At 34.6% G+C, this 23033-nt stretch carries 19 protein-coding genes; 9 read left to right on the top strand and 10 right to left on the bottom strand.

What is annotated here, in order from left to right:
* Positions 1–285 precede the first annotated feature (285 nt).
* Entirely contained in the window at positions 286–1464 is a 1179-nt protein-coding gene (locus tag B5X62_RS12730) for an acyl-CoA dehydrogenase family protein (RefSeq protein ID WP_079667819.1), read from the bottom strand.
* A 786-nt stretch (positions 1465–2250) separates the two neighbouring features.
* Between B5X62_RS12730 and B5X62_RS12725 the strand changes: the two genes are divergently transcribed.
* The 5 genes from B5X62_RS12725 (at position 2251) to B5X62_RS12705 (ending at position 6910) form a co-directional block, all read left to right on the top strand.
* Complete coding sequence (locus B5X62_RS12725; RefSeq protein ID WP_079667818.1) at positions 2251–2697, top strand: GyrI-like domain-containing protein; 447 nt, start codon at positions 2251–2253, stop codon at positions 2695–2697.
* 58 nt (positions 2698–2755) lie between these two features.
* Positions 2756–3760, top strand: coding sequence for a nicotinate-nucleotide--dimethylbenzimidazole phosphoribosyltransferase (gene cobT / locus B5X62_RS12720; RefSeq protein ID WP_079667817.1), 1005 nt, complete (start codon positions 2756–2758; stop codon positions 3758–3760).
* An 84-nt stretch (positions 3761–3844) separates the two neighbouring features.
* Positions 3845–4630: an adenosylcobinamide-GDP ribazoletransferase gene (locus B5X62_RS12715; protein ID WP_079667816.1), complete on the top strand. Its 786-nt coding sequence runs from the start codon at positions 3845–3847 to the stop codon at positions 4628–4630.
* On the top strand, positions 4615–5169 hold the full coding sequence (gene cobC, locus B5X62_RS12710; RefSeq protein ID WP_079667815.1) for an alpha-ribazole phosphatase: 555 nt from the start codon (positions 4615–4617) through the stop codon (positions 5167–5169). Before B5X62_RS12715 ends, cobC begins: the two co-directional genes overlap by 16 nt.
* Positions 5170–5512: 343 nt before the next feature.
* A complete protein-coding gene (locus B5X62_RS12705; protein WP_079667814.1) occupies positions 5513–6910 on the top strand; it encodes a T9SS type A sorting domain-containing protein in 1398 nt (465 codons plus the stop codon).
* 103 nt (positions 6911–7013) lie between these two features.
* On the opposite strand, the gene B5X62_RS12700 is transcribed toward B5X62_RS12705, so the two are convergent.
* Both B5X62_RS12700 and B5X62_RS12695 read right to left on the bottom strand, forming a co-directional pair.
* Positions 7014–7418 (bottom strand): hypothetical protein, encoded by a 405-nt coding sequence (locus tag B5X62_RS12700; protein ID WP_079667813.1) that lies wholly within the window; start codon positions 7416–7418, stop codon positions 7014–7016.
* A 2-nt stretch (positions 7419–7420) separates the two neighbouring features.
* Complete coding sequence (locus B5X62_RS12695; protein WP_079667812.1) at positions 7421–9529, bottom strand: type IA DNA topoisomerase; 2109 nt, start codon at positions 9527–9529, stop codon at positions 7421–7423.
* A gap of 110 nt (positions 9530–9639) precedes the next feature.
* On the opposite strand from B5X62_RS12695, the gene B5X62_RS12690 reads away from it, so the two are divergent.
* On the top strand, positions 9640–10059 hold the full coding sequence (locus B5X62_RS12690) for a PaaI family thioesterase (RefSeq protein WP_079667811.1): 420 nt from the start codon (positions 9640–9642) through the stop codon (positions 10057–10059).
* Between the two features lie 54 nt (positions 10060–10113).
* On the opposite strand, the gene B5X62_RS12685 is transcribed toward B5X62_RS12690, so the two are convergent.
* The 3 genes from B5X62_RS12685 to B5X62_RS12675 form a co-directional block, all read right to left on the bottom strand.
* Positions 10114–11301 (bottom strand): sensor histidine kinase, encoded by a 1188-nt coding sequence (locus tag B5X62_RS12685; protein ID WP_079667810.1) that lies wholly within the window; start codon positions 11299–11301, stop codon positions 10114–10116.
* A gap of 215 nt (positions 11302–11516) precedes the next feature.
* A complete protein-coding gene (locus B5X62_RS12680) occupies positions 11517–11975 on the bottom strand; it encodes a DUF4262 domain-containing protein (RefSeq protein ID WP_221405230.1) in 459 nt (152 codons plus the stop codon).
* Between the two features lie 53 nt (positions 11976–12028).
* Positions 12029–14029 (bottom strand): S9 family peptidase, encoded by a 2001-nt coding sequence (locus tag B5X62_RS12675; protein WP_079667809.1) that lies wholly within the window; start codon positions 14027–14029, stop codon positions 12029–12031.
* A gap of 68 nt (positions 14030–14097) precedes the next feature.
* Between B5X62_RS12675 and B5X62_RS12670 the strand changes: the two genes are divergently transcribed.
* From B5X62_RS12670 to B5X62_RS12660, 3 genes are all read left to right on the top strand, one after another.
* Positions 14098–14934 (top strand): T9SS type A sorting domain-containing protein, encoded by an 837-nt coding sequence (locus tag B5X62_RS12670; RefSeq protein ID WP_079667808.1) that lies wholly within the window; start codon positions 14098–14100, stop codon positions 14932–14934.
* 63 nt (positions 14935–14997) lie between these two features.
* Positions 14998–15345, top strand: coding sequence for a preprotein translocase subunit SecG (gene secG, locus B5X62_RS12665; protein ID WP_079667807.1), 348 nt, complete (start codon positions 14998–15000; stop codon positions 15343–15345).
* 111 nt (positions 15346–15456) lie between these two features.
* Positions 15457–16884, top strand: coding sequence for an MFS transporter (locus B5X62_RS12660; protein ID WP_079667806.1), 1428 nt, complete (start codon positions 15457–15459; stop codon positions 16882–16884).
* Positions 16885–16958: 74 nt separating this feature from the next.
* Here the strand turns inward: B5X62_RS12660 and B5X62_RS12655 are convergent, their stop codons facing one another.
* The 4 genes from B5X62_RS12655 to recQ all read right to left on the bottom strand — a co-directional run bounded on the left by B5X62_RS12655 (position 16959) and on the right by recQ (position 22950).
* A complete protein-coding gene (locus B5X62_RS12655; protein WP_079667805.1) occupies positions 16959–17864 on the bottom strand; it encodes a DUF4476 domain-containing protein in 906 nt (301 codons plus the stop codon).
* A gap of 226 nt (positions 17865–18090) precedes the next feature.
* On the bottom strand, positions 18091–19494 hold the full coding sequence (gene lpdA, locus B5X62_RS12650) for a dihydrolipoyl dehydrogenase (protein ID WP_079667804.1): 1404 nt from the start codon (positions 19492–19494) through the stop codon (positions 18091–18093).
* A 105-nt stretch (positions 19495–19599) separates the two neighbouring features.
* A complete protein-coding gene (locus B5X62_RS12645; RefSeq protein WP_079667803.1) occupies positions 19600–20673 on the bottom strand; it encodes a glycosyltransferase in 1074 nt (357 codons plus the stop codon).
* A gap of 69 nt (positions 20674–20742) precedes the next feature.
* Entirely contained in the window at positions 20743–22950 is a 2208-nt protein-coding gene (gene recQ / locus B5X62_RS12640; RefSeq protein ID WP_079667802.1) for a DNA helicase RecQ, read from the bottom strand.
* Between the last annotated feature and the right edge of the window lie 83 nt (positions 22951–23033).

Raw genomic sequence — 23033 nt, 5'->3', positions numbered from 1 at the left:
TCATGAAAAATAGATACTTTATATTTTTATCAAATTCGCTATGTTTTATATATTTTAATAATAAGTAAATAATATCCTAATAAAAAGATGTATTTAGTATTTATTTGTTAAAAAAAGTTAATAATTTTTAATTATTAGTTTCAAAAATTCTTAAAAAAAACGATGATTTTAAAACAAAAAATAATTAAAAAATCATTATTTACAAGTAACAAAAAACCAGTATAATTTTTATTATTATACTGGTTTTAATTTTAAAATTGATAGGATTTAACCTAAAAAAACTATTTAAAAAGCATTGATCCCTGTAATATCCAATCCAGTGATTAGTAAATGGATGTCGTGTGTACCTTCATAAGTGATAACAGACTCTAGGTTTGCAGCGTGACGCATCATCGGGAATTCTCCCATAATGCCCATTCCGCCAAGGATTTGACGAGATTCTCTAGCGATATCGATTGCCATTCTTACGTTGTTACGCTTAGCCATCGATATTTGAGCAGGAGAGGCCTTATGATCATTTTTAAGCTTTCCTAACTGTAAACAAAGCAATTGCGCTTTTGTGATTTCAGTTAAATATTCAGCTAATTTCTTTTGTTGCAATTGGAAAGATGCAATTGGTTTTCCGAATTGTTTACGCTCTTTAGCATATTGGACTGCTGTACAATAACAGTCGATTGCAGCACCAATAACACCCCAAGAGATACCATAACGCGCTGAGTTAAGGCAAGATAAAGGACCTTTAAGACCTTCAACACCTGGAAGAAGATTATCTTTCGGAATCTTAACATTATCAAACACCAACTCACCAGTTTTAGATGCACGTAGAGACCATTTATCAGTAGTTTCTGGTGTTGTAAAACCTTCCATACCACGTTCTACAATAACACCACGTACTTTACCAGCTTCATTTTTTGCCCAAACAACAGCGATGTCACAAAGTGGCGCATTGGTAATCCACATTTTAGCACCGTTTAACAAGAAATGGTCGCCCATATCTTTAATCGTTGTTTCCATAGAACCTGGATCAGAACCGTGGTTAGGCTCTGTCAATCCAAAACTACCGATCATGTCACCAGCAGCTAACTTTGGAAGATATTTTCTTTTTTGTTCTTCAGAACCGAATTCATTAATTGGGAACATAACCAATGAAGATTGCACAGACGCCGCAGAACGTACTGCAGAATCGCCACGCTCAAGTTCTTGCATGATAAGTCCATAAGATATTTGATCCAATCCAGCGCCACCATATTCTTCAGGAATATACGGACCTAGAGCGCCGATGCTTCCTAATTCTTTCATCAAGTTAGGAATATCGCGATGTTCTTGAGCAGCTTTGTCAATTTGTGGCATGACAAAACTTTCAACCCAATCTCTAACAGATTGTCTAATAAGTTTGTGTTCGTCGCTTAAAAGCTCATCCATCATGTAATAATCAGGAATGCTTGAAAGTGGATAATATGACATATTTTGTAGTTTTGGTTAATTAAATATTTGTTTCCCGAAAATAGGCTTTTCTTAGCAATCCGAAAAATTATTTATTAATTTTAGATTAAATAAGTACAATTTGCTGATGTATCGGCTAATCAATAACTACATAATTAAATGTTAAAGATGATAATAAGAATTAAAATACGGCATTTACAATCATATAATGTGTTCCGAAATAAATACAATTTAACATAATATAAATTATAGGATATTTTTTAAAGTTGTGCGGAGGAGGAGCATTTGTTTTGGCGTAACTACTTTACTAATGTTAATTACAAGAAAATCTATGAGATCTGAGAAAATTATTAAACTAGGCTTAAAAACTAAATCTTTACATTGTGACAATCCTCTAAAAATAAATTTATTATATGTTCATTGAAATTTATAGTCTTCAATATTAAATAAATCAGATTTTACAAGATTGCTATTTTAGATTCTAAAAATCAAAATTTTATGCTAAACTATTAAATCATTATTTTAAATTAAATGTTACCTGGTTAATCTGTTGTATTAAATTAATATTATACTTTATAAATGATTCTAAACAATAAATTTGGTTCCAAATTCAATGATTAATTATTGTTAAAATCTCTTTAAATTTCGTGAGTAAATATTATGTTAAATAGTAATGTCGCAAATTTTAACCTTGAATGTTAATATATTATTCAAGCTTATTTTATTTTTATTAAATATAAAAATTCCATGATGAAAAGCTTGGTAAACGCGATTGATAAAGCTTAAATTTGTAAAAATTACATTGTTATGAAAGCTTTAAAAATTATCGGTATTGAAACTCGAACTTCTAACGAAAATGGCGTTGCTATCGAGGACTTAGGAAAATTATGGGGACAATTCTTCGGCGAAAATATTGCGTCTAAAATTCCGAACAAAATTTCTGATAATATCTACGCAGTCTACACCGATTATGAAAGCGATTACAAAGGAAAATACACGACAATTATTGGTTGTGAAGTTGAGAACTTAGACAACATCCCCGATGGATTGATCGGAAGAGAATTTGCTGCTCGAAAATCTGAAAAGTTTGTTGCAAAAGGTGAAATCCATAAAGCAGTTGGTGAAACTTGGGGTGAAATTTGGGCAAAAGATAAAGAACTTAACAGAACTTATCTTCACGATTATGAAGTCTATGGCGAAAAAGCTCAAGATCCAAACAATGCCGAAATCGAAATTTTTATTGGGATAAAATAATTTTAGTTTTTAGATTTTAGTAAAATTAATTCCTAATTCATAATTCAATTCGTAAAAAATGTCTTTAAAAGAAGATCTTCAACATAAAATAGATTTTAAAACCAAGCCTTTAGGTGCTTTGGGACAATTGGAAAATTTAACTTTAAAAATTGGTTTAGCACAAAATACTTTAACACCAAAACTTAAAAATCCCCATTTAATTGTCTTCGCTGGAGATCACGGCATTGCACAAGAAGGTGTCAGCGCATACCCGCCAGAAGTGACTTATCAAATGATTTTAAATTTTTTAAATAATGGCGCGGCAATTAATATTTTTTGTAAACAAAATAATATCAATTTATCGATTGTTGATGCTGGCGTTAATGGAGATTTTGACGGAAATAAAAATCTTATTCATCATAAAATTGCAAAAGGCACAAAGAGTTTTTCGTCTGATAAAGCAATGTCAATCGAAGATTTAGAACAATGTTTTGAATATTCGAAAAACTTAGTCAACGACATTGCAAAACAAGGTACCAATATTATCGGTTTTGGCGAAATGGGTATTGGTAACACTTCTTCCGCTTCGATGATTGTTAACGCTTTGACAGATATTTCGTTGGAGAACTGTGTTGGTAGAGGAACTGGTTTGGATAATGAAGGCGTTACTAAAAAACTGGAAATCCTTACGAAAGCTAGAGATTTTCACGGGAATATTTCTGATCCCAAAGAAGTTTTGCAAACATTTGGAGGTTATGAAGTTGCCCAAATTACAGGCGCAATGTTGGCTGCATTTGAAAAGAATATGCTTTTAATGGTAGATGGCTTTATTGCAAGTGCCGCTTTTTTAGTCGCTTACAAAATCAATCCTGAAATAAAAAACAATGCTATTTTTTGTCATCAAAGTCAGGAAGTTGGGCATCGATTATTACTCGATTATTTTGAAGAAAAAGCTTTGCTAGATTTGGATTTACGTTTGGGTGAAGGGACAGGCTGTGCTCTCGCCTATCCTTTGATCGAGGCTGCTGTTAATTTTTTAAATGACATGGCGAGTTTTGAAAGCGCTGGTGTCAGCAATAAATAGATTTTTGATTTACGATTGTGTCCTTATCTTTTATGATAAATTTATAAATCGAAATTCAAAATTCGTAAATCGTTATTTTAATCAATGAAAAGAGAATTCCATATATTTTTAACGGCTTTAATGTTTTTCACTAGGATTCCGATTCCGAGTTTCAAAAACTACGATGAAAAACTACTTAATCAATGCACACGATTTTTTTCGTTGATAGGGATTTTGGTGGGAAGTATTTCATTTTTAGCTTTTTGGATTTCGAGTTTATTTTTCCCAATAGAAATAGCCGTTATTTTCTCTTTCGTTGTTGGTGTTTTGACCACAGGCGCTTTTCACGAAGATGGATTTGCTGATGTTTTTGACGGATTTGGCGGTGGCTGGACGAAGACCAAAATCCTTGACATTATGAAAGACAGTCGCCTCGGAACTTACGGTACAGTGGCACTTTTACTAATGTTTGCTCTTAAGTTTTATGCACTTCTTAAGTTTGTTGAATTTGCAAATACAGATTGGTTTTTAATTTTTGTTGGATTTATTTGTTATCATGCCTTGGCAAGAACTGCAGGTATTACATTAAGTTTCCTTATACCCTATTCTCGCGAAGATGCGAGCAGCAAAAGTAAACCTTTGGCAGTTTCTTATACTTGGAAGGAAGTTTTTGGTGCTTATTTTTTTGGTTGTTTAACGTTGTTATTTTTAGTATCTTTCTCTTTATATTTTTTCGCAATTATTCCCGTTTTAATGATGTTGGTTATGTATGCCAAATACTATTTTAACAAATGGATAGATGGCTTTACAGGCGATTGTTTGGGTGCTGTTGAGCAGTTTGCGGAAGTATTTATTTTATTAACGATTGTTGCAGTATGTCGATATATTTAATTCGTCACACAGAAGTGGATGTTCCGAAAGGGACTTGTTATGGGCAAAAAGATGTGCCTTTGAAGAAAAATGCAGAGAAAGAGTTTGCGAAATTAAAACGACTTTTACCGAAGTCTTACGATGTTGTATACAGCAGTCCTAGTCAACGTTGTACAGAATTAGCTAAATTTTTAAATCCTAATTTTAAAACTGAAAAAGCACTCCTAGAACTCAATTTTGGAGATTGGGAAGGCATGCTTTGGCAAGATATCCCAGAACATGAACTAAAAATTTGGGGTGAAAATTTTGTTACCGAAAAACCTCCAAAGGGAGAAAATCTACTAAAATTGTTTGAACGTACCAGTCAATTTTTTGATACTTTAAGAATGTATGATGATCAAGATATTGTGATTGTTGCGCATGCTGGCGTTATCCGATGCATGATAGCTTACATGTTACAAATTCCGTTGGAGAACATTTTTAAAATCCAAGTTGGCTTTGGAAAGGTTTACAAATTTGACCTTAAAGACGATTCGCAAATGGACCAATGGTTTATTTAATTCTTTTAAATAAAAAACAGAACAAGCATAAATAGTTTTTGAGAAGCAATTGTCAAAAGGAACTTAAATTATTTTCCGAATATTATAAAACCCATAAAAAATTTTATGGGTTATTTTTTTTATAAAGACTAAAAACTGTTGTTGTTTTTTTATAAAAATTAGCAGAATTAATGAAAAACAATACATTTTACATTAATAATATTCTTTATATCCAGATAATAAATTTAATTAAAAAAACTGATTTATAGCGTTTTACATTTATCTAGGTGTATACAATCTGTTTACATTCATTCATTACATAAACTTTGGTTAGTATTCATTCCTATCTTTAGCCACAAAAAAAATGAAAAATTTCAATTTTCTAACTGTTTTACTATCTACAGTTGTTATTGGCTCTAGTAGTAATGCAATTCTTGCACAAACTAATTCTAACAAAGTAGCACCAAACGAGTGCGAACAAAAATCTCCATTTGCTGGTTGGCGCGGTGCCGCAATGGAAAAAGCTGCTGTTGATGTAGAAGTTCCTGCTGGACAAAATTACAAGTACTATGGTCTAAAGACGACTTACCTATACCTAGAAGATGGCGCAGGTGCATTAGATTATGTTTTGTATGAGGACAACAACGGGCTTCCTGGACAAGTTATCAAAGAATTTTCTGGGACATTAACTAGGAATGTTGTTATGAGTAGATTAGGTGGCGGTTCTGCTTACGTCTCAGAAATTACTGTGATGTTTGATACGCCTCTAGAACTTGCAGGTGGCAAAACTTATTGGATTTCTACAAAAAGAGATACTTGGGCTGTAACAGAAACCGTTGTTGGTGGTGAAGCTGCCTTCCTAGAAAACGGTGAATGGACAAAACGTAGTACCCCGACAGAAATGGCTTTTGAGCTTCTTTGTTCATCAGACATTATTAATTATGACTGTACAACTCACGCTTTTACAGGTGTTACGCCTAACAGCCCTTTTGACTCTCCATCTATCAAACGTGGTACGTCTGAAGCTGCAAATGATATTTTCGTAGAAAAAGACCGTGAATTTGTAATGAATAAATTAAAAGCTGAAGTTATTGTTGAACATCAGTTTTTAAAACCTCTTGACTTTGATGTCGTTGTATATTCAGATAAAAATGATGCTCCAGATCAGTTAATTGCAAGCTATAAAAATATTACACCAACCAACTTGACAATTTCTGGAATTTTTGTAGATGCTTTTACGCCAATGTATTATGCAGATATTACATTACCACAACCCTTGACTTTATCAGGTGGTAGCAATGGTACAAGATATTGGATTGGTCTTAGATCAATTAGCGACAATTCGGATAATACAAATCCAGGTATAAGATGGATGACCTATTCTTATAATTCGGGTATTAATTCAAAACCTGCTGTGAGTCGCGATGACGTTGCCAGTGCTACTTGGTCTACGTTTGGTGCAGGTTACGAAACAGGACTTTTTGTATTTGGGGAATGTAAGGCATCTCTTGCAACTAACGACACTAAATCTTTTGATTTTAAATATTATCCAAATCCTGTTAAAAACTTCTTGGACCTAAAGTCTGAAAAGAAAATAAACAGTGTTTCAATTTATTCTCCTGATGCTAAACTTATTGTTACCAAGACTATTAAAGCTAACAACGACAGAGTAAATCTATCATCAATCGCAAACGGAATGTACATTGTAGATGTAAAATTCGAAGATGGAACTTCTAAAAACTTTAAAATTGTTAAACAATAATATTTAAAGTCTTCACGTAGAATTATTACTATTTATTTTGATACTATAGGAAGCTTATTAAACTTAGTTTGATAAGCTTCTTTTTTTTTTGATTAAATTAAAACTAAGCTTTTGCTACTGTACTTTTTCGATAAAAATAATAAGCATTTAACAATCCTGAAATCAACCAAAATAGAAAACCTACTGGCACTTTGTGATATTCTGTCATTGCATAAAAATCTAGTTTTAAAATATAATCTAGACCATAAACCAACATCGGAATTATTGTAAAATAAGCTAAATATTTTCCAAAATTCGCAGTATAAAGCATCCAAGAAATTATTAAAGTAAAATTACATAACCATGTTACAAAATCTGGCGCTGACTCAAATGCCATCCAACCCAAACCCACATACTGATAACCAAATGTTTCTGATCTCGTAAAATCTGGCGGAATATATGAAAACACAGGCGTCACCAAACTAATGACGTAACTTATGATGCTAAAAGCAAGAAAATTCTTTTTCATGTTTATAAAATTAAACTAAAATTTTCATCAAAACTTAAAACACCTTCTTCAATATTTTCAGGATGAGTTGTAAAACCTTTTAGCTTCGAGGTTTTTCCTTTTTTAATTAAATCAAAAATCTGTTTTTCGGTCAGCTTCTTTCCAAAAACTTCAAATCCAACTTTGAAGCCACAAACTTTAAAATCCGAGCAACCAATTGCGGTTTTCCCTTTCATTAGTTTGCTTTTTTTGCATTTTGGACAATCTTCATCTTCCCAAATTATGCTTGTCGGTTTTCGCGGCGCTCGTTCTTTTTTCTCTTTTGGAACTTCAACTTCTTGATGCGCAATAACTTTTGGCTTCTCATGAATAACTTTCCTTGTCAAATCTGTCACCATTTGTATCAACTCATCTTTGAAATGGTTGGCCTCGTACTCCCCTTTTTCAATTTTACGAAGTTTGGACTCCCATTCTCCAGTTAATTCGGGACTTTTCAGAAGTTCATCTTCGATCGTGTCAATTAACTCAATGCCGACTGTTGTTGCAAAAATATTCTTTTTTTTGCGATCGATATATTTTCTTTTAAATAAAGTTTCAATAATATTGGCACGCGTTGAAGGTCGTCCAATACCATTGTTTTTGAGCATTTCACGAAGTTCTTCATCTTCCACTTGCTTGCCCGCAGTTTCCATCGCGCGCAACAAAGTCGCTTCGGTATAAGGTTTTGGCGGACTCGTTTTTCCTTGATGAATTAAAGGTTCGTGCTCCCCTTTTTCGCCAATAACAAATTCTGGAATCGATTGTTCTTCGTCTTTTTCTTTCTTTTCAGAGTCGTCTTTTTTGTCTTTTGCATAGACTTCGCGCCAACCCATTTCGAGGATTTGTCGTCCTGATGCTTTAAAAGGAATTGTCCCAACTTGCGCTTCAACCAAAGTGTTCGAAATTTTACATTCGGGATAAAAAACAGCGATAAAACGTTTCGCTACCAAATCATAAATCAGCTTTTCTTCTTTGCTAAGATTTGACGTTGGCGGAATTTCGGTCGGGATAATTGCGTGGTGATCTGTCACTTTAGAATCATCAAAAACCGCTTTAGACTTCGGAATTGGCTGACTTAGCAAAACATTTGTCCATTCGGTATAAAACTTCATCGATGCAAGGATTCCTGCAATTTTGGGATACAAACTATCGGATAGATAAGTCGTGTCAACTCTCGGATAGGTCGTATGTTTTTTCTCGTAAAGACTTTGGATATATTTAAGCGTATTCTCCGCAGAAAAACCATATTTTTTGTTGGCTTCGACCTGCAAAGCCGTCAAGTCAAACAATCTAGGATTTTTTTCGCGACCTTCTTTTATTTCAAAAGATAAAATTTCGAACAGATGTTGTTTAAGATATTCTAAACCTTTTTCAGCTTTATCCAAAGATTTTAAGCGATCAATTGCAGCATTAAAAACAACATCTCTGTATTTGGTTTTCAGCTCCCAATATTCCTCTGTTTGAAAGGCATCAATCTCTTTTTGACGTTGCACCAGCATCGCTAAAGTCGGCGTCTGTACACGTCCAATTGATAAAACCGCTTTATTACCACCATATTTTTTTGTGAACAGTCTTGTCGCGTTAATTCCTAAAAGCCAATCGCCAATCGCTCGCGCATTTCCCGCCAAATAAAGATTTTGATAATCTTCGGCAGGTTTCAACGTTTCAAAACCTTCTTTGATCGCATCTTCCGTCAAAGACGAAATCCAAAGACGTTTCATTGGTTTTTTACATTTTGCTTTTTGTAGAACCCAACGTTGTATCAACTCTCCTTCTTGCCCAGCATCCCCACAGTTGATGACTTCATCGCAGTCTTCAACTAATTTTTCAATGGTTTTAAATTGTTTTTCAACACCGTTATTTGGGATTAATTTAATGCCGAAATTCTGAGGAATAATCGGTAAAAAAACCAAATCCCAAGATTTGAAATGCGGACTATAATCGTGTGGTTCTTTTAGTGTACAAAGATGTCCAAAAGTCCAAGTTACGCAATAGCCGTTACCTTCGTAATAGCCTTGTTTAGGCATATCTGCGCCCAAAACTTTGGCGATATCTCGGGCAACACTTGGTTTTTCGGCAATGCACAACTTCATAGATTTTCAGTTCTAAATTTGAACAAACAAAGGTCGACAATTTTTCATTAAAAGACAATTGGTCTTGTTTTGATTTTTTTTCAGAAATTAGGAAAACTTAAATTAAAATTATGACACCCGAAAAACGACAATTGGTCGAGAAAAGTTTTAACAATTCCGAAACTTTAAAGTTCTACAAAGCAACTTTGGAAGAATTGGACACCGATTATATCTCTATTAAAATCCCCAAACAAGACATCATGACGCGCAAAGCTGGAATGTTTAACGGTGCAATGATGGCGTCTTTGGTCGATGTTTCCTCGGGTTATGCGGCGGTCACACATTATGACGACGATTGTTATGTCGTAACGGTTGAACTAAAAGTTAATTATCTAAGACCTGCAATTGGCGACGCACTTCTTAGTAAATCCTATGTCATAAAAGGTGGAAAAAGCATCAGCGTTGTCCGCACCGAAATCTATTGCATCTCCGAAAATCAAAAAGAATCGCATGTTGCAACCTCGCTTGTAACCATGATGAGAATTAAATAGACCCGCTAAAACAATTTCGTTAAACGCTAAAACCTGCGGTGGAGCAATAAAATCTCACAAAATTTTATTTTGCAAGGTTTTAGTTTCTTTCGGTAATTTCATAGTAATTCTAAAAGTTGTGCCTTTTCCGATTTCGGTTTGACTGACTTTTATTTCGCCGTTGTGATATTCTTTCACGACACGGTTTGCGAGCGAAAGTCCTAATCCCCAACCACGTTTTTTTGTAGAATATCCAGGTTTGAAAACACTTCGCGCTTGGGCTTTCGTCATTCCAGAACCATTATCTTTAACATCGATATAGATGGTACGGTTCTTTTTATACAGTAAAATTTCGAGTTTGCCCTCGCCTTTCATCGCGTCCACCGCATTTTTCACCAAGTTTTCGATAACCCAACTCATCAAAATTCGACTATGCGGAATCATTATTTCCTCGTAAGTTTTTTGCAAACTAAACTCAACACGTGTCGAAATTCGCTTCTTTAAATAATCAAAATTTTGCTGAACGGTTTCAGTCAAGTCCAAATCATTAAGATCTGGTATCGAACCAATTTTTGAAAACCTTTCCGAAATCGTTTTTAATCGATTAACGTCCTGTTCCAGCTCTTTAACGCCCATCCCATTTTCATCTTCCATTTTCATAATTTCGACCCAACCAATCATCGATGACAATGGCGTACCAATTTGGTGTGCCGTTTCTTTCGCCAAGCCAGCCCAGACAAAACCTTCATCAGTTTTCTTCAAAGTTCTCAAAAACCAAAACGAAAAAGCAATATAACCACCAATAAATAATGCCAAAACATAAGGATAAAACCTCAAATTATTCAATAATTCGGAATTGTCGTAATAAATAAATTGGTTGTTAAATTCGGGCAACTGAATCTCAAACGGCGGATAACGACTTTCCATTTGGCGCATCACAGCCTTCAATCGAGCGGGATCATTTCGAACTTCTTCAGGAATATTTCGGCTTTCGATCAGGTTACCTTTTTTATCGGTCAAGATAAACGGAATATCTTCATTTTCATTAATCACGTTCAGCGATAACTCGTTCAGACGATAGTCAAAATTCACGTCTTGCATGTACTTCATCGCCGTCGCAATCGACTTTATCCGTCCAGTTTCTTTTTCTCGCAGATAATTAATCATCACCGAAGACGACAAAATGATCCCTATCACAACTGCCGTCAAAATGGTATAAATAATCCATTTATTAATCTTCGAAAAAAAATAAAGCCTTTTCATAAAACGTTGACTAATTTAGAAAAAATTCGGGAGCTACCAACAACACTGAGTTTTATTAAACGTGATTTATCCATTTAAAATTGTTTTTAGGAGCTTTATCCCGCTATCAGCTGTATCTTTTGTAGATGCCACCATCCCAAACGCAAAACGGCATCCACAAAAGGATGCCGCTTCTATCGGGGCTATTTTACTAACAAAAAGTAAAAGAGCTGGTTTTATATTTTAAACTCTCCAAATATTTTTTGGTCATAATCATAATTAGGGTTCGTAGGAAAATACAGGTTCAAATCTGGAAATATTAACTGCAAATACTTATACTCTCTATTTTCGTAGAATTTAATTGAACTTAATACATTTTCAACTAAATTTTCATTTTCCACCTCGATAAAGAAAATAGGAAATCTATCTGTTAAATTTTCTATTTTAGTATTTATCGGAACTTTATTAAACTTATATTTCTCAACATAATTCTCAATTAGCTCACCAGAAAAATTTGGACCTAATCCCGAAATAATTAATTCAGGTATTTCAAAATTTTCAAAAATTCCAGTTGAGTAAGCAAACGGCGTAAAATCAACATCTTCAAGAACAGCAGTTGTATGAAAACCTTTTGTTTTAATATTCTCATTCACCGTCTTAAAATATTCATTTTTCTTTTCTTCTGAAATATCCATTGTACTTGAATATACTAATTAAAGATTAATACATAATTTCAAACTTCCTTTGATCACAGAGTCTCTTTCAACCAATCAAAAAATTCACGTTGCCATACCAATCCATTTTGAGGATGAAGCACCCAGTGATTTTCGTTCGGGAAGTATAAAAATTTAGTTTTCAAACCTTTTAATTTTGCAGCTTGGAAGGCCTCTTGACCTTGCTCATAAGGCACACGGAAGTCAATTCCTCCTTGGATAACCATAATTGGTTTGTTCCAATTAGCTACTTTTTTAATCGGGTTAAAATCTGTGTAAGCCTTTGGCGTTGGATTTTTCCAATAAGGTCCACCCAAATCCCAGTTTGCAAACCACAATTCTTCCGTTGTCCCGTACCAAGATGTCATATCGAATAAGCCATCATGTGCAATAAAAGTTTTAAATCTATTCTCATGCACACCCGCCAACATAAACACCGAATATCCACCGTAACTAGCGCCAACAGCCGCAACACGATCTTTATCTACATACGGAAGCGTTTTTGCAAAATCCGTTGCGGCAAGATAATCACGAATAGGTTGTCCTCCCCAATCGCCAGAGATATCTTCATTCCATTTGGTTCCCCAACCTGGCATACCGCGACGGTTAGGTGCTACAACGATATAATCATTAGCTGCCATCAAAGCGAAATTCCATCTTACAGAATTGTATTGCGTTAACGCCGATTGCGGACCACCTTGACAATATAGAAGTGTTGGATATTTTTTGTTAGGATCAAAATTCGGTGGATAATGGAACCAAACGCCCATCTCTTTACCATCCGAAGTTTTAACCATTTTAAGTTCAGACTTTCCGAAAGTTAATTTTGCGTAGTTATCTTTGTTAACATCGGTAATCTGTGACAATTGTCCTTTTTTTAATTCAACATTAAAAAGATCTGCATTGTGATTGATATCCACTTTTGAAACGACCAAAGCATTTTTAGTCTGTGCAACAACATCGTTAACATCAAATTGTCCGTTCGTAACTTGACTTACTTTTCCACCTTTCGCATCGACAACAAAGAGTTGTTTTGTCCCGCGATAAGCCGCTGTAAAGTAGATGCTTTTAGAATCTGCGCTCCAAAACGTTGAACCAGAAACGGTTTCGTCCCAAGCTTCCGTTAGATTTTTTTTGGTTTTAGACTTCCAATCCATAACAATGATGTCATTTTTGTCAGCTTCATAACCATCGCGTTTCATACTTAACCAAAGTAAATTTTTACCATCATTACTAAAACTCGGGGCAACATCGTAACCCATCATTCCTTCTGTCAAATTGGTGGTTTGACCAGATGCTAAGTTGTAAGCGAAAATATCTGTATTGGTACTTTGCGCATAATCTGCACCACTTTTAGCTTTGGTTACATAAAGCAATTCTGTAGAATCTGGACTCCAAACAAAATCTTCGCTTCCACCAAAAGGTTTCTGCGGCGAATCAAACTTTTTGCTTTCTAATAAATCTTTTGCTTTATCGGACGAATCGGACGTGTTAACTACAAAGACGTGATTATATTTGCCCTCATTCCAAGCGTCCCAATGTCTGTGGTTAAGATCTGTGTAGATTTGTCCTGTAGATTTTGGCGTATCAACATATTTGTCTTTCGCCATTAAATTCTCTACTAAAACAGCTTTGCTAAACGCCACTTTTTTTCCGTCTGGAGAAATTACAATATTCTCGGCATCATTTCCGATTGTATAGAATTCTGACCAAGTCTTTCCTGCATCTTTTGATAATACAATTTTATCAGCTTCTTGCGCGTACAAGCCATTTTTATCCCATTGGATGACAGCACGTTTTCCAAAATCAACTTTCTCTGCCGATTGATTGAGCAAATTCATAAAATAAGTAGAAGAATTTGATTTTTCAGTTTTCAAATCCGTTTTACTGACTTTGTAGATTAGCGAAGATTGATCTGGAGAAACTGCTTGAACGCCTAATTTATTAAGTGTCCATAAGATTTCGGGCGTTAATTTTTGCTGTGCATTCATCATAAAGGGCGCAATTAGCGCAACGATAGTATGTTTTAACTTCATGAAACTATTTTTTCTTTGTAAGCACGAATTTATTAAATTTAAAACGATTAACCCAAAACTTATTAACTATGAAAAAATCTTTACAAGTTTTAGCCCTTGTTTTTGCAACTTCTTTATTCTCACAAGTTTCTTTCCACCCATATTTTAATTATTCTCCTACACCATTTATGTCTATAATTTATGGACCTGGCACAATTTATTATACGACAGATGGATCAGATCCAAATTTTAGTTCTTTAAGTATTACTGATAGTAATGTTAATATTCCGATCCCTCACAATTTGACGATAAAAGCACGTGTGAAATTGTCTGATAATACATTATCTGCTGTGTATCAAAGAAACTACTATACAACACTACCAGAAAAAAAAGTGTTTTTTAAACCTGCTGCCAGTTGGGGTGTTCCATGTTCATTTATTAATATGATTGAGCCATCAAATGCTATAGATTTTTTTCCACCTGGTCAAAAAATGACTGAAGCATGTGAAGGTTGGTATCAAATGGCATACTTATATGGAAGTGCGGAAATAAATTTTAACAACTGTTCAGATTTTGGGCAGACTCCAAGTCCTTTTCCTCGTTATCAAATTATAGCAGAAGACACGGTCTATTATGACGCGTCTTCTGGTCCAATTACCAATCCGCCTGCTTGTCTACTTGCAACGCAAGAAACATCTAAAATTGCGAATGTAAAACTTGCTCAAAATCCAGTGAAAGATGTTTTACTTGTAAACTCTGATTTAAAATTTGAGACTTATCAAATTTTAGATTTTTCAGGAAAAATAATAACGCAAGGTAAGTTCAAAAAAGACCTAAATGTATCGCAATTATTAAAAGGAACTTATCTTGTAAAACTGGTAGGAGATAATTCTGTTCAACATTATATTAAATTCATTAAAAATTAAGTAATTAATATTTTTAGTAATAAATATTTATCATTATATTTGCCACTCAAAATTTAAAATTACATGGGCACTATATTTACGCTATTTATGGTATTGATTATGATTGCATGCGTGCTGTTAATCATTATTATTATGGCTCAAAACCCAAAAGGTGGCGGTCTTTCAGGAACATTTGGTGGTACTTCTTCAGCAACTTTTGGAGTACAAAGAACCAATGACTTTATGGAAAAAGCAACTTGGACATTAGGAATCTTCATCGCTGTGATGATTATTTTAAGCATTGTTGTTACTGGTAAACCAACAACAACTTTCCAAGCGCCAAAAACGCCAACTAAGAAAGAAGCGCCTGCACAAAGTCAAGCACCAGCTAATCAAACGGCTCCTGCAACACAGGTACCTGTTCAAAAATAAACTATCTACATAGTATATATAAAGCGATTGATTTTTTCAGTCGCTTTTTTGTTTTTTAAATAGTTGATGGCATTATTTTAGCACCAAAGAAAAGTTGTTTTAATTATAAATATGGAAGCAAAAGCTCTTCGAGTTTCGTTGATTGTCGGTGCCACTTTTTTGATGGAAAATCTAGATTCCACCGTAATTACGACTGCACTTCCACAAATGGCAAAATCCTTTGGCGCCGATCCGCTTCACATGAGTATTGGAGTTTCTGTCTATATTATAATGTTAGCCGTTTTTATCCCGATTAGCGGCTGGATCTCTGAAAAATTTGGTGTTAAAAAAGTTTTCGGAACGGCAATTCTTGGTTTTTTAGTGGCTTCTGCACTTTGTGGGATAAGTCAAAACTTGACAGAATTCACTCTTGCTAGAGCTTTACAAGGCTTCTTTGGAGCGATGATGGTTCCTGTAGGGCGACTTTCGGTTCTAAAAAACACTGAGAAAAATGATCTAGTCAGCGCCATTGCATTTATTACTTGGCCTGGACTTATTGGACCAATTTTGGGTCCTTTTGTAGGAGGTTATATTACAACCTATTTCAGTTGGCACTGGATCTTTTTCATTAATATTCCGTTGGGGCTTTTAGCCTTCTTTCTAAGCATGAAATACATTCCCGATACGAACGAAAAAACGGACAGAAAACTTGATGTTAAAGGATTTGCGTTAAGTACGATTGGGATGATTGGGTTTATGTTGGGTTTAGAAAGTTTTACGAATGATATGCTGCCTGTTTATTATTCGGTGCCATTGATGATATTTAGTATTTTGGTGTTTTATATTTTTTATTTACATACCAAAAAAGTTGATAATCCGCTACTCGATTTTTCCGAATTAAAAACCAAAACTTACGCAATCACCATCTACTCTGGTTCTATAACAAGAATGGTTATTGGGATGGCGCCTTTTTTAATGCCATTAATGTTTCAAGTCGGATTTGGATTGACAGCCTTCGAATCTGGAAGTTTGCTAATGGCAAGTATGGTTGGTAGTTTGGTAATGAAGCCTGCAACAGTTTGGATCACTCGGAAATTTTCGTTTAGAAGAGTTCTAGTTGCCAACACTATTTTACTTAGTTTAACATCTTTTGCAATGCTTCTACTCTTCCCAGATACACCACATTGGATGACCATAACCGTATTGTTTATTTCAGGATGTGTTCGGTCGATGCAATTTAGTAGTCTTAATACTTTAGCATACGCTGACATCCCGAAAGAGCGCATGAACAACGCCAATACATTATATAGCACAGCACAACAAATGACTTTGGGGATGGGAATTACGCTTGGTGCATTCTCGTTAAAAACAGCAAGTCTTTTTCATGGTACAGAAGGTCATTATAATGTTAAAGATTTTCATTTAGCTTTCGCTATTATTGGTGTTCTTGGCTTGGTAACACTTTATGAATATCTAAAACTATCAGATCGCGATGGCATCAATGTCAGAAACATGAAAAGCCGAAAACGTGCGAAAAACGACTTACACAAAACACATTAACCAATTTAAGGTGTATTAAAAAACAAAAAAAGAGGAAGCTAACTTCCTCTTATATTATATTCTGTTCTAAAAAATTATTGATTAGAAATAAACTTCATTAAATCTCGTCTTCCTGTCTCAAAATCAAATGCATCACCAACGACGAAATATTGATTTTTATCAACGCAATTTTTGTATAATATTTTTGCCACATCCAGTCGATTACTATCAAACGAAAACGGTTTTAGTAACATTGCAATTTGATTTGATGTAAAATTCGAAGCTCGGACTTGTTGAAGAATGAATTCCTTTTTATCTTTATCAAAAGCCGCATTTTTCAGCATTGCATTATAAAATTGTTGAAACAATTGATTGTTCATAACGCCACTGTTATTGAAATTTGGAGAAGTAGGTTGATTCCATCCAGAATTATATGGATTATTCCAAACATCGTCCCACTCGTTAAAGCCATACATTTGTCCTTGTACAGGATACGAATCTAGCAAAAACAAACCTTTATTGGTGAAGAAATCCAAAACCATTCTGCTGTTATTCGCAACTTTCAACTGAGTTCTATAGATTAAATAACCATTCGTATAAATTGAAACCGGAATCTTACCAGAACTTAAATCAAAGAAACGGTATTTTCCTGAAGAATTACTTATCATTTGATCACCAACTTCTACTGTGAAATAGCCATTTTCAGGAATTCTTAAAAATACTTCAGAGTAACCGTAGTTTTGGTTCCATCGATAATTATTTGTCGACCTTATTCCTGAAGATCCATTGCTTCGGCCATAATCATTACTATTATTTTCAGAGTTTCGTTGTCCGTTATTTTTTGAAGAACCTCTTTCACCACTTATCTCTCCAACATTATTTCGTTGTTGCATTTCGGAAGTACTTGCTTCATTTTTTAGCAATTCTCCAGATCGTCCAGCTTCTTGTGCAAAAGTTTGTAAGCTGATAGCTAAAATTAAAAATGTAAATATCTTTTTCATGACTTTTAAAATTTAGGTTTACAATTTCCTATATTCTACAAACGTGCCAAAAACCTTGTATTTTAGGAACTTTAAATGAATAATTAAATATTTTTAGTAAATCATTTTTTTTAACAAAATTCAATTTAACTCTCTTTAAAAAATATCATCAAAGCAAATTTTAAAATAAAAAAAAAAGAGAAGCCAAAATTGACTTCTCTTTTTAAATATTTTGATTTTAAAAATCTTACATATGGATTGCTCTTTTTCCTGTAGCGTCCAAAGCAGCTTCTTTTACAGCTTCTGCGTAAGTTGGGTGCGCGTGAGACATTCTTGTTAAGTCTTCTGCACTTGCACGGAATTCCATTGCAGTAACACCTTCAGCAACTAAGTCTGCAGCTCTTGCGCCAATCATGTGGAAACCAAGGATTTCGTCAGTTTTTGCATCAGCAATAATTTTCACGAAACCATCTGTATCACCCGAAGCACGGCTTCTTCCCAAAGCTCTCATTGGGAAATTACCAACTTTATACTCAACACCAGCTTCTTTCAATTGCTCTTCTGTTTGTCCAACTCCAGCAACTTCTGGCCAAGTATAAACAACTCCCGGGATTAAGTTATAATTGATGTGTGGCTTTTGACCAGCCAAAGTTTCAGCAACGAAAACTCCTTCTTCTTCTGCTTTGTGAGCCAACATCGCACCTTTGATAACATCACCAATTGCGTAGATGTTTGCAACATTTGTTTGAAGATGATCGTTTACTTTTACTCTTCCTCTTTCATCCAATTCAACTCCCGCAGCTTCAAGACCAAGTCCGTCTGTGTAAGGTTTTCTACCCACAGAAACTAAACAATAATCTCCTTCGAAAGCAACTTCTTCACCTTTTTTGTTTTTAGCACTAACTTTTACGCTATCGCCATTTCTTTCGACACCAGAAACTGCTGTAGAAAGTTCGAACTTCATACCTTGTTTTTTCAAGACTTTTTGAAGCTCTTTAGACAAAGAACCATCCATTCCTGGAATGATTTTGTCCATATATTCAACCACAGTTACTTGAGAACCTAATCTTAAATAAACTGAACCTAACTCAAGACCGATTACACCACCACCGATTACGATTAAATGTTTTGGAATTTCTTTTAAGTTTAAAGCTTCTGTAGAAGTGATTACTCTTTCTTTATCTAATGTGATAAACGGCAACGAAGATGGCTTAGAACCTGTTGCTATAATCGTATATTTTGACTCGATAGATTCTGTAGAACCATCATTTTTAGTCACTTTAATTTTTGTAGCCGATTCAAAACTTCCTACACCTTCAAAAACAGTGATTTTGTTTTTGTCCATCAAGAAGCTGATTCCTTTCGTCGTCATATCAACCACTTCGTTTTTACGAGCGATCATTCTTGCTAAATCTGCTTTTGGCTCGTTGATGATAATACCGAAATCTGCAAAATCGTGTTTTGCTTTTTCGAAATGCTCAGAGCTATCCAAAAGTGCTTTCGAAGGAATACATCCTACGTTAAGACACGTTCCACCCATGGTTGGGTATTTTTCGATAATTGCTGTTTTGAAACCCAATTGCGCCGCACGAATTGCAGCAACGTATCCACCAGGACCAGAACCGATTACGGTAACATCAAATTGTGACATTATATATTTTTTATGTTAATACTTTTTAAGCGTTACAAATTTAAAGATAATATACAGCATCGCCAACTGAGATTGCGCAAAATTTTGTTAAACCTGCGATAGATGTTATAAATTTCCTAAAACTTGCTCATATTTTTTCATAATGATGTCTTTCGAAAATCTTGAAAATATCGAACCTCGAATGGAATTTGCATCATGTTCTTGTTTTAAAATCTTTAAAATATCTTGAGCAAAATCCTCGTGATTCTCAATATTAGAAACTTCACCATTGATACCTTCTTGCACAATTTCGTTGATTCCACCAGGGCAATTATTGGCTAAAGAAAAAGTTCCGCAAGCGCCAGCTTCCAACAAAACATTGGGGAAACCTTCATAGCGAGACGATAAAACAAATAAATCTGCAAATTTTAAAAACTGATAAGGATTCTCTTGTCTTCCGTGAAAAATCACGTTTTTAAGTCCAAGAAGTTCTTTCATTTCATGGAGCATTTCTTTGTCGCGTCCATCGCCCAAAATATGAAGCAAAATATTTTCGTTTTTTAATCTTGAAAATACTTTCAATAAATTATCAAAGCCCTTTCTCGAAGAAAGGTTTCCGATGGCGACAACGTTTTTAAAATTGGTTTTAAAACTTTCTGGACGTTGAGACGATTTCAATTTTTCATCAATAAAATCAAAGTCAACAGGATTGTTTATTTTGACTATTTTATTGGATTTAATATCAAAATTTTTGAGTAAATCCTGCGCCATATCATCACTTTGACAAATGATGTTTTTGTAGCTGTTGTAAAATTTATAAAAAAATCGAATTTCCTTTCTTGTAACGTGTTCCGAAACCACATTGGTTTCTCTTGCTATGAATTTCGTTTTCGGAAAAAGCTTGATAAACAAGGATAAGTACGCATTAACTTCTCCAAATCCCGAAAAAACAATATCAGGTTTTCTTTTTCGAATTTCCTTTAAAATCGGCCGAATCGAATGTCGAATGCGTTCTGTATTGAGGTCGATAATTTCCACATCATCTTTCACATAACGCAGATAACCGCCTTCTTTACGCAAAAGCATGATTTGAGGTTCAAACTTTTCGCGCGGAAGATGGTTGGCAAGCGTCATCACAATGCGCTCGGCACCGCCAGTTTCCAAATCGGGAAGAATGAATATTATTGAATTTTTTTTCATCATTCCAAAGATAAAAAAATAAACGCTCTACTCGATTAGTAAAGCGTTTATTTAATATTTTAAAATAGATTAATTTGCGACATCGCTAATAAATTTAATTCTTAACATTCGGATTTCTTCATCAGAAAGGTCATCACCAAATTCGTCTGTCAAAACTTTCATTGAGTCGCTTTCGGAATCTTTCATAAATTCCATAAATTCTTCAACGATATCTTCATCAAAATTATCTTCGATGTAGTAATTAACATTCAACTTAGTTCCTTGATATACAATCGCTTCCATTTCTTTAAGAAGCTCATTCATTGTTAAATTTTTGGCTCTCGCAATATCTTCAAAATCTAACTTTTTATCAGTATTCTGAATAATAAAAACCTTGTGACTCGCCTTGTTGGCCACTTGTTTCAGAACCATATCTTGCATACGCTCGATATTATTTTCTTCCACATATTTCTTGATGAACTCCGCAAAATCTTTTCCGTATTTTTTGGCTTTACCTTCGCCAACGCCATAGATTTTAGCAATTTCTTCTAAACTCGTTGGATATTGCACCGTCATATCTTCCAAACTAGGATCCATAAAAACCGTGTATGGCGGAATTCCTAGCTTGTGCGCGACTTTTTTACGAAGATCTTTTAGTTGCCCAAACAAAACTTGGTCGAGTCCACCACCAGCTTGCACTTGGACTTGTTCAGATTCGGATTTTTTGGTTTGTGCTAAATCATATTGTCTATCTTCCGCAATGAAGAATTGCTCTTTGCATTTGCCTTCCAACATATCATTGCCTTTTGGAGACAATTTTAAAACACCATACGTTTCGATGTCTTTTTTAAGATATTCTTGCACCGTCGCTTGGCGAATAATCGATTTCCAATAGTTGTCGCTTTGCTCCTTCCCGATTCCGAAAGCTTCAGATTTTTCAAGTTTATAAGACTTTGTAACCGCAGTTTCTTTTCCTGTAATAATAGAAATCAAATCTTTGGTACGGAATTTTTCACCCAAATCTTTTATCAGTTTTAAAACAAAATTTAAATCTTTGGTCGCTTCAATTAAACTTGGTGGATTAACCGAATTGTCGCACATTTTGGCACCATCACCTTTTACAGGATCAAACTTTTCTCCAAAATAATGCAATAAATATTGACGACGGCTCATCGAAGTTTCCACATAACCGACAACTTCATTCAACAATTGAAGTCCGATTTCGCGTTCAGAAACTGGTTTTTGAGCTAAGAATTTTTCTAGTTTTTCAATATCTTTTGGATCATAAAATGCCAAACAATAACCTTCACCGCCATCTCTGCCAGCTCTACCCGTTTCTTGATAATAACTTTCTAAAGATTTTGGAATATCATAATGAATAACAAATCGAACGTCTGGTTTGTCAATTCCCATTCCGAAAGCGATGGTTGCGACAATAACGTCAACTTCTTCCATCAAGAATTTGTCCTGATTGGCAACTCTCGTTTTTTGGTCAAGTCCCGCGTGATAAGGCAAAGCATTAATACCATTAACCTGAAGAAGTTGTGCAAACTCCTCTACTTTTCGGCGGCTGAGACAATAGACAATTCCGGATTTACCTTTATGTTGGTTGATGAATTTTACAATTTCCTTATCAACATTAACTTTTGGTCGGATTTCGTAGAACAAATTGGCTCTGTTAAAGCTTTCTTTAAAAACTAAAGCATTGTTCATTCCCAAAGTTTTTTGGATATCATCCTGAACTTTTGGCGTTGCAGTCGCTGTTAAAGCCATAACCGGCACGTCAGCAATTTTATCAATAATACCTTTTAAGTTGCGATATTCTGGACGGAAATCGTGTCCCCACTCCGAAATACAGTGCGCTTCATCAATGGCAACAAACGAAATCTTAACATCGCGAAGAAATTCAACATACTCTTCTTTTATCAGAGATTCTGGTGCAACATATAGTAGTTTTGTTTTCCCAGATTTAATATCATCAAAAACTTGTTTGGTTTGCGCTTTATTAAGTGATGAGTTAAGAACATGCGCCACACCACTTTCTTCAGAAAGCCCATTAACCGCGTCAACTTGGTTCTTCATCAAAGCGATAAGTGGCGACACAACGATCGCCGTGCCATCCGAGATTAATGCAGGTAGTTGATAACAAAGCGATTTTCCACCACCTGTTGGCATTAATACAAAAACATCTTTCGATGCCAATAATGTATTTACAATCTCTTCTTGCTGACCTTTAAATGTTGAAAAACCAAAGTATTTTTTTAACTCCTTTGATAAGTCGATGTTCTTTATATCCATCCTTTAGTTTTGTTTACTAAATTTGCACAATAAATCAAAAATGACTTCAATTATTAAAGAATAACATTTTTGCTAAACTTTAA

The sequence above is a fragment of the Soonwooa buanensis genome (assembly GCF_900167905.1).
Lineage (GTDB): Bacteria > Bacteroidota > Bacteroidia > Flavobacteriales > Weeksellaceae > Soonwooa > Soonwooa buanensis.
The sequence above is the reverse complement of the archived record's forward strand: the minus strand, read 5'-3'. Positions and strand labels throughout refer to the sequence as shown.

What these genes read in the sequence shown, in the direction of transcription:
- B5X62_RS12730 (WP_079667819.1), bottom strand. Translation starts at nt 1,464, where the DNA reads ATGTCATATTATCCACTTTCAAGCATTCCTGATTATTACATGATGGAT.
- B5X62_RS12725 (WP_079667818.1), top strand. Translation starts at nt 2,251, where the DNA reads ATGAAAGCTTTAAAAATTATCGGTATTGAAACTCGAACTTCTAACGAA.
- cobT (WP_079667817.1), top strand. Translation starts at nt 2,756, where the DNA reads ATGTCTTTAAAAGAAGATCTTCAACATAAAATAGATTTTAAAACCAAG.
- B5X62_RS12715 (WP_079667816.1), top strand. Translation starts at nt 3,845, where the DNA reads ATGAAAAGAGAATTCCATATATTTTTAACGGCTTTAATGTTTTTCACT.
- cobC (WP_079667815.1), top strand. Translation starts at nt 4,615, where the DNA reads ATGTCGATATATTTAATTCGTCACACAGAAGTGGATGTTCCGAAAGGG.
- B5X62_RS12705 (WP_079667814.1), top strand. Translation starts at nt 5,513, where the DNA reads ATGAAAAATTTCAATTTTCTAACTGTTTTACTATCTACAGTTGTTATT.
- B5X62_RS12700 (WP_079667813.1), bottom strand. Translation starts at nt 7,418, where the DNA reads ATGAAAAAGAATTTTCTTGCTTTTAGCATCATAAGTTACGTCATTAGT.
- B5X62_RS12695 (WP_079667812.1), bottom strand. Translation starts at nt 9,529, where the DNA reads ATGAAGTTGTGCATTGCCGAAAAACCAAGTGTTGCCCGAGATATCGCC.
- B5X62_RS12690 (WP_079667811.1), top strand. Translation starts at nt 9,640, where the DNA reads ATGACACCCGAAAAACGACAATTGGTCGAGAAAAGTTTTAACAATTCC.
- B5X62_RS12685 (WP_079667810.1), bottom strand. Translation starts at nt 11,301, where the DNA reads ATGAAAAGGCTTTATTTTTTTTCGAAGATTAATAAATGGATTATTTAT.
- B5X62_RS12680 (WP_221405230.1), bottom strand. Translation starts at nt 11,975, where the DNA reads ATGGATATTTCAGAAGAAAAGAAAAATGAATATTTTAAGACGGTGAAT.
- B5X62_RS12675 (WP_079667809.1), bottom strand. Translation starts at nt 14,029, where the DNA reads ATGAAGTTAAAACATACTATCGTTGCGCTAATTGCGCCCTTTATGATG.
- B5X62_RS12670 (WP_079667808.1), top strand. Translation starts at nt 14,098, where the DNA reads ATGAAAAAATCTTTACAAGTTTTAGCCCTTGTTTTTGCAACTTCTTTA.
- secG (WP_079667807.1), top strand. Translation starts at nt 14,998, where the DNA reads ATGGGCACTATATTTACGCTATTTATGGTATTGATTATGATTGCATGC.
- B5X62_RS12660 (WP_079667806.1), top strand. Translation starts at nt 15,457, where the DNA reads ATGGAAGCAAAAGCTCTTCGAGTTTCGTTGATTGTCGGTGCCACTTTT.
- B5X62_RS12655 (WP_079667805.1), bottom strand. Translation starts at nt 17,864, where the DNA reads ATGAAAAAGATATTTACATTTTTAATTTTAGCTATCAGCTTACAAACT.
- lpdA (WP_079667804.1), bottom strand. Translation starts at nt 19,494, where the DNA reads ATGTCACAATTTGATGTTACCGTAATCGGTTCTGGTCCTGGTGGATAC.
- B5X62_RS12645 (WP_079667803.1), bottom strand. Translation starts at nt 20,673, where the DNA reads ATGAAAAAAAATTCAATAATATTCATTCTTCCCGATTTGGAAACTGGC.
- recQ (WP_079667802.1), bottom strand. Translation starts at nt 22,950, where the DNA reads ATGGATATAAAGAACATCGACTTATCAAAGGAGTTAAAAAAATACTTT.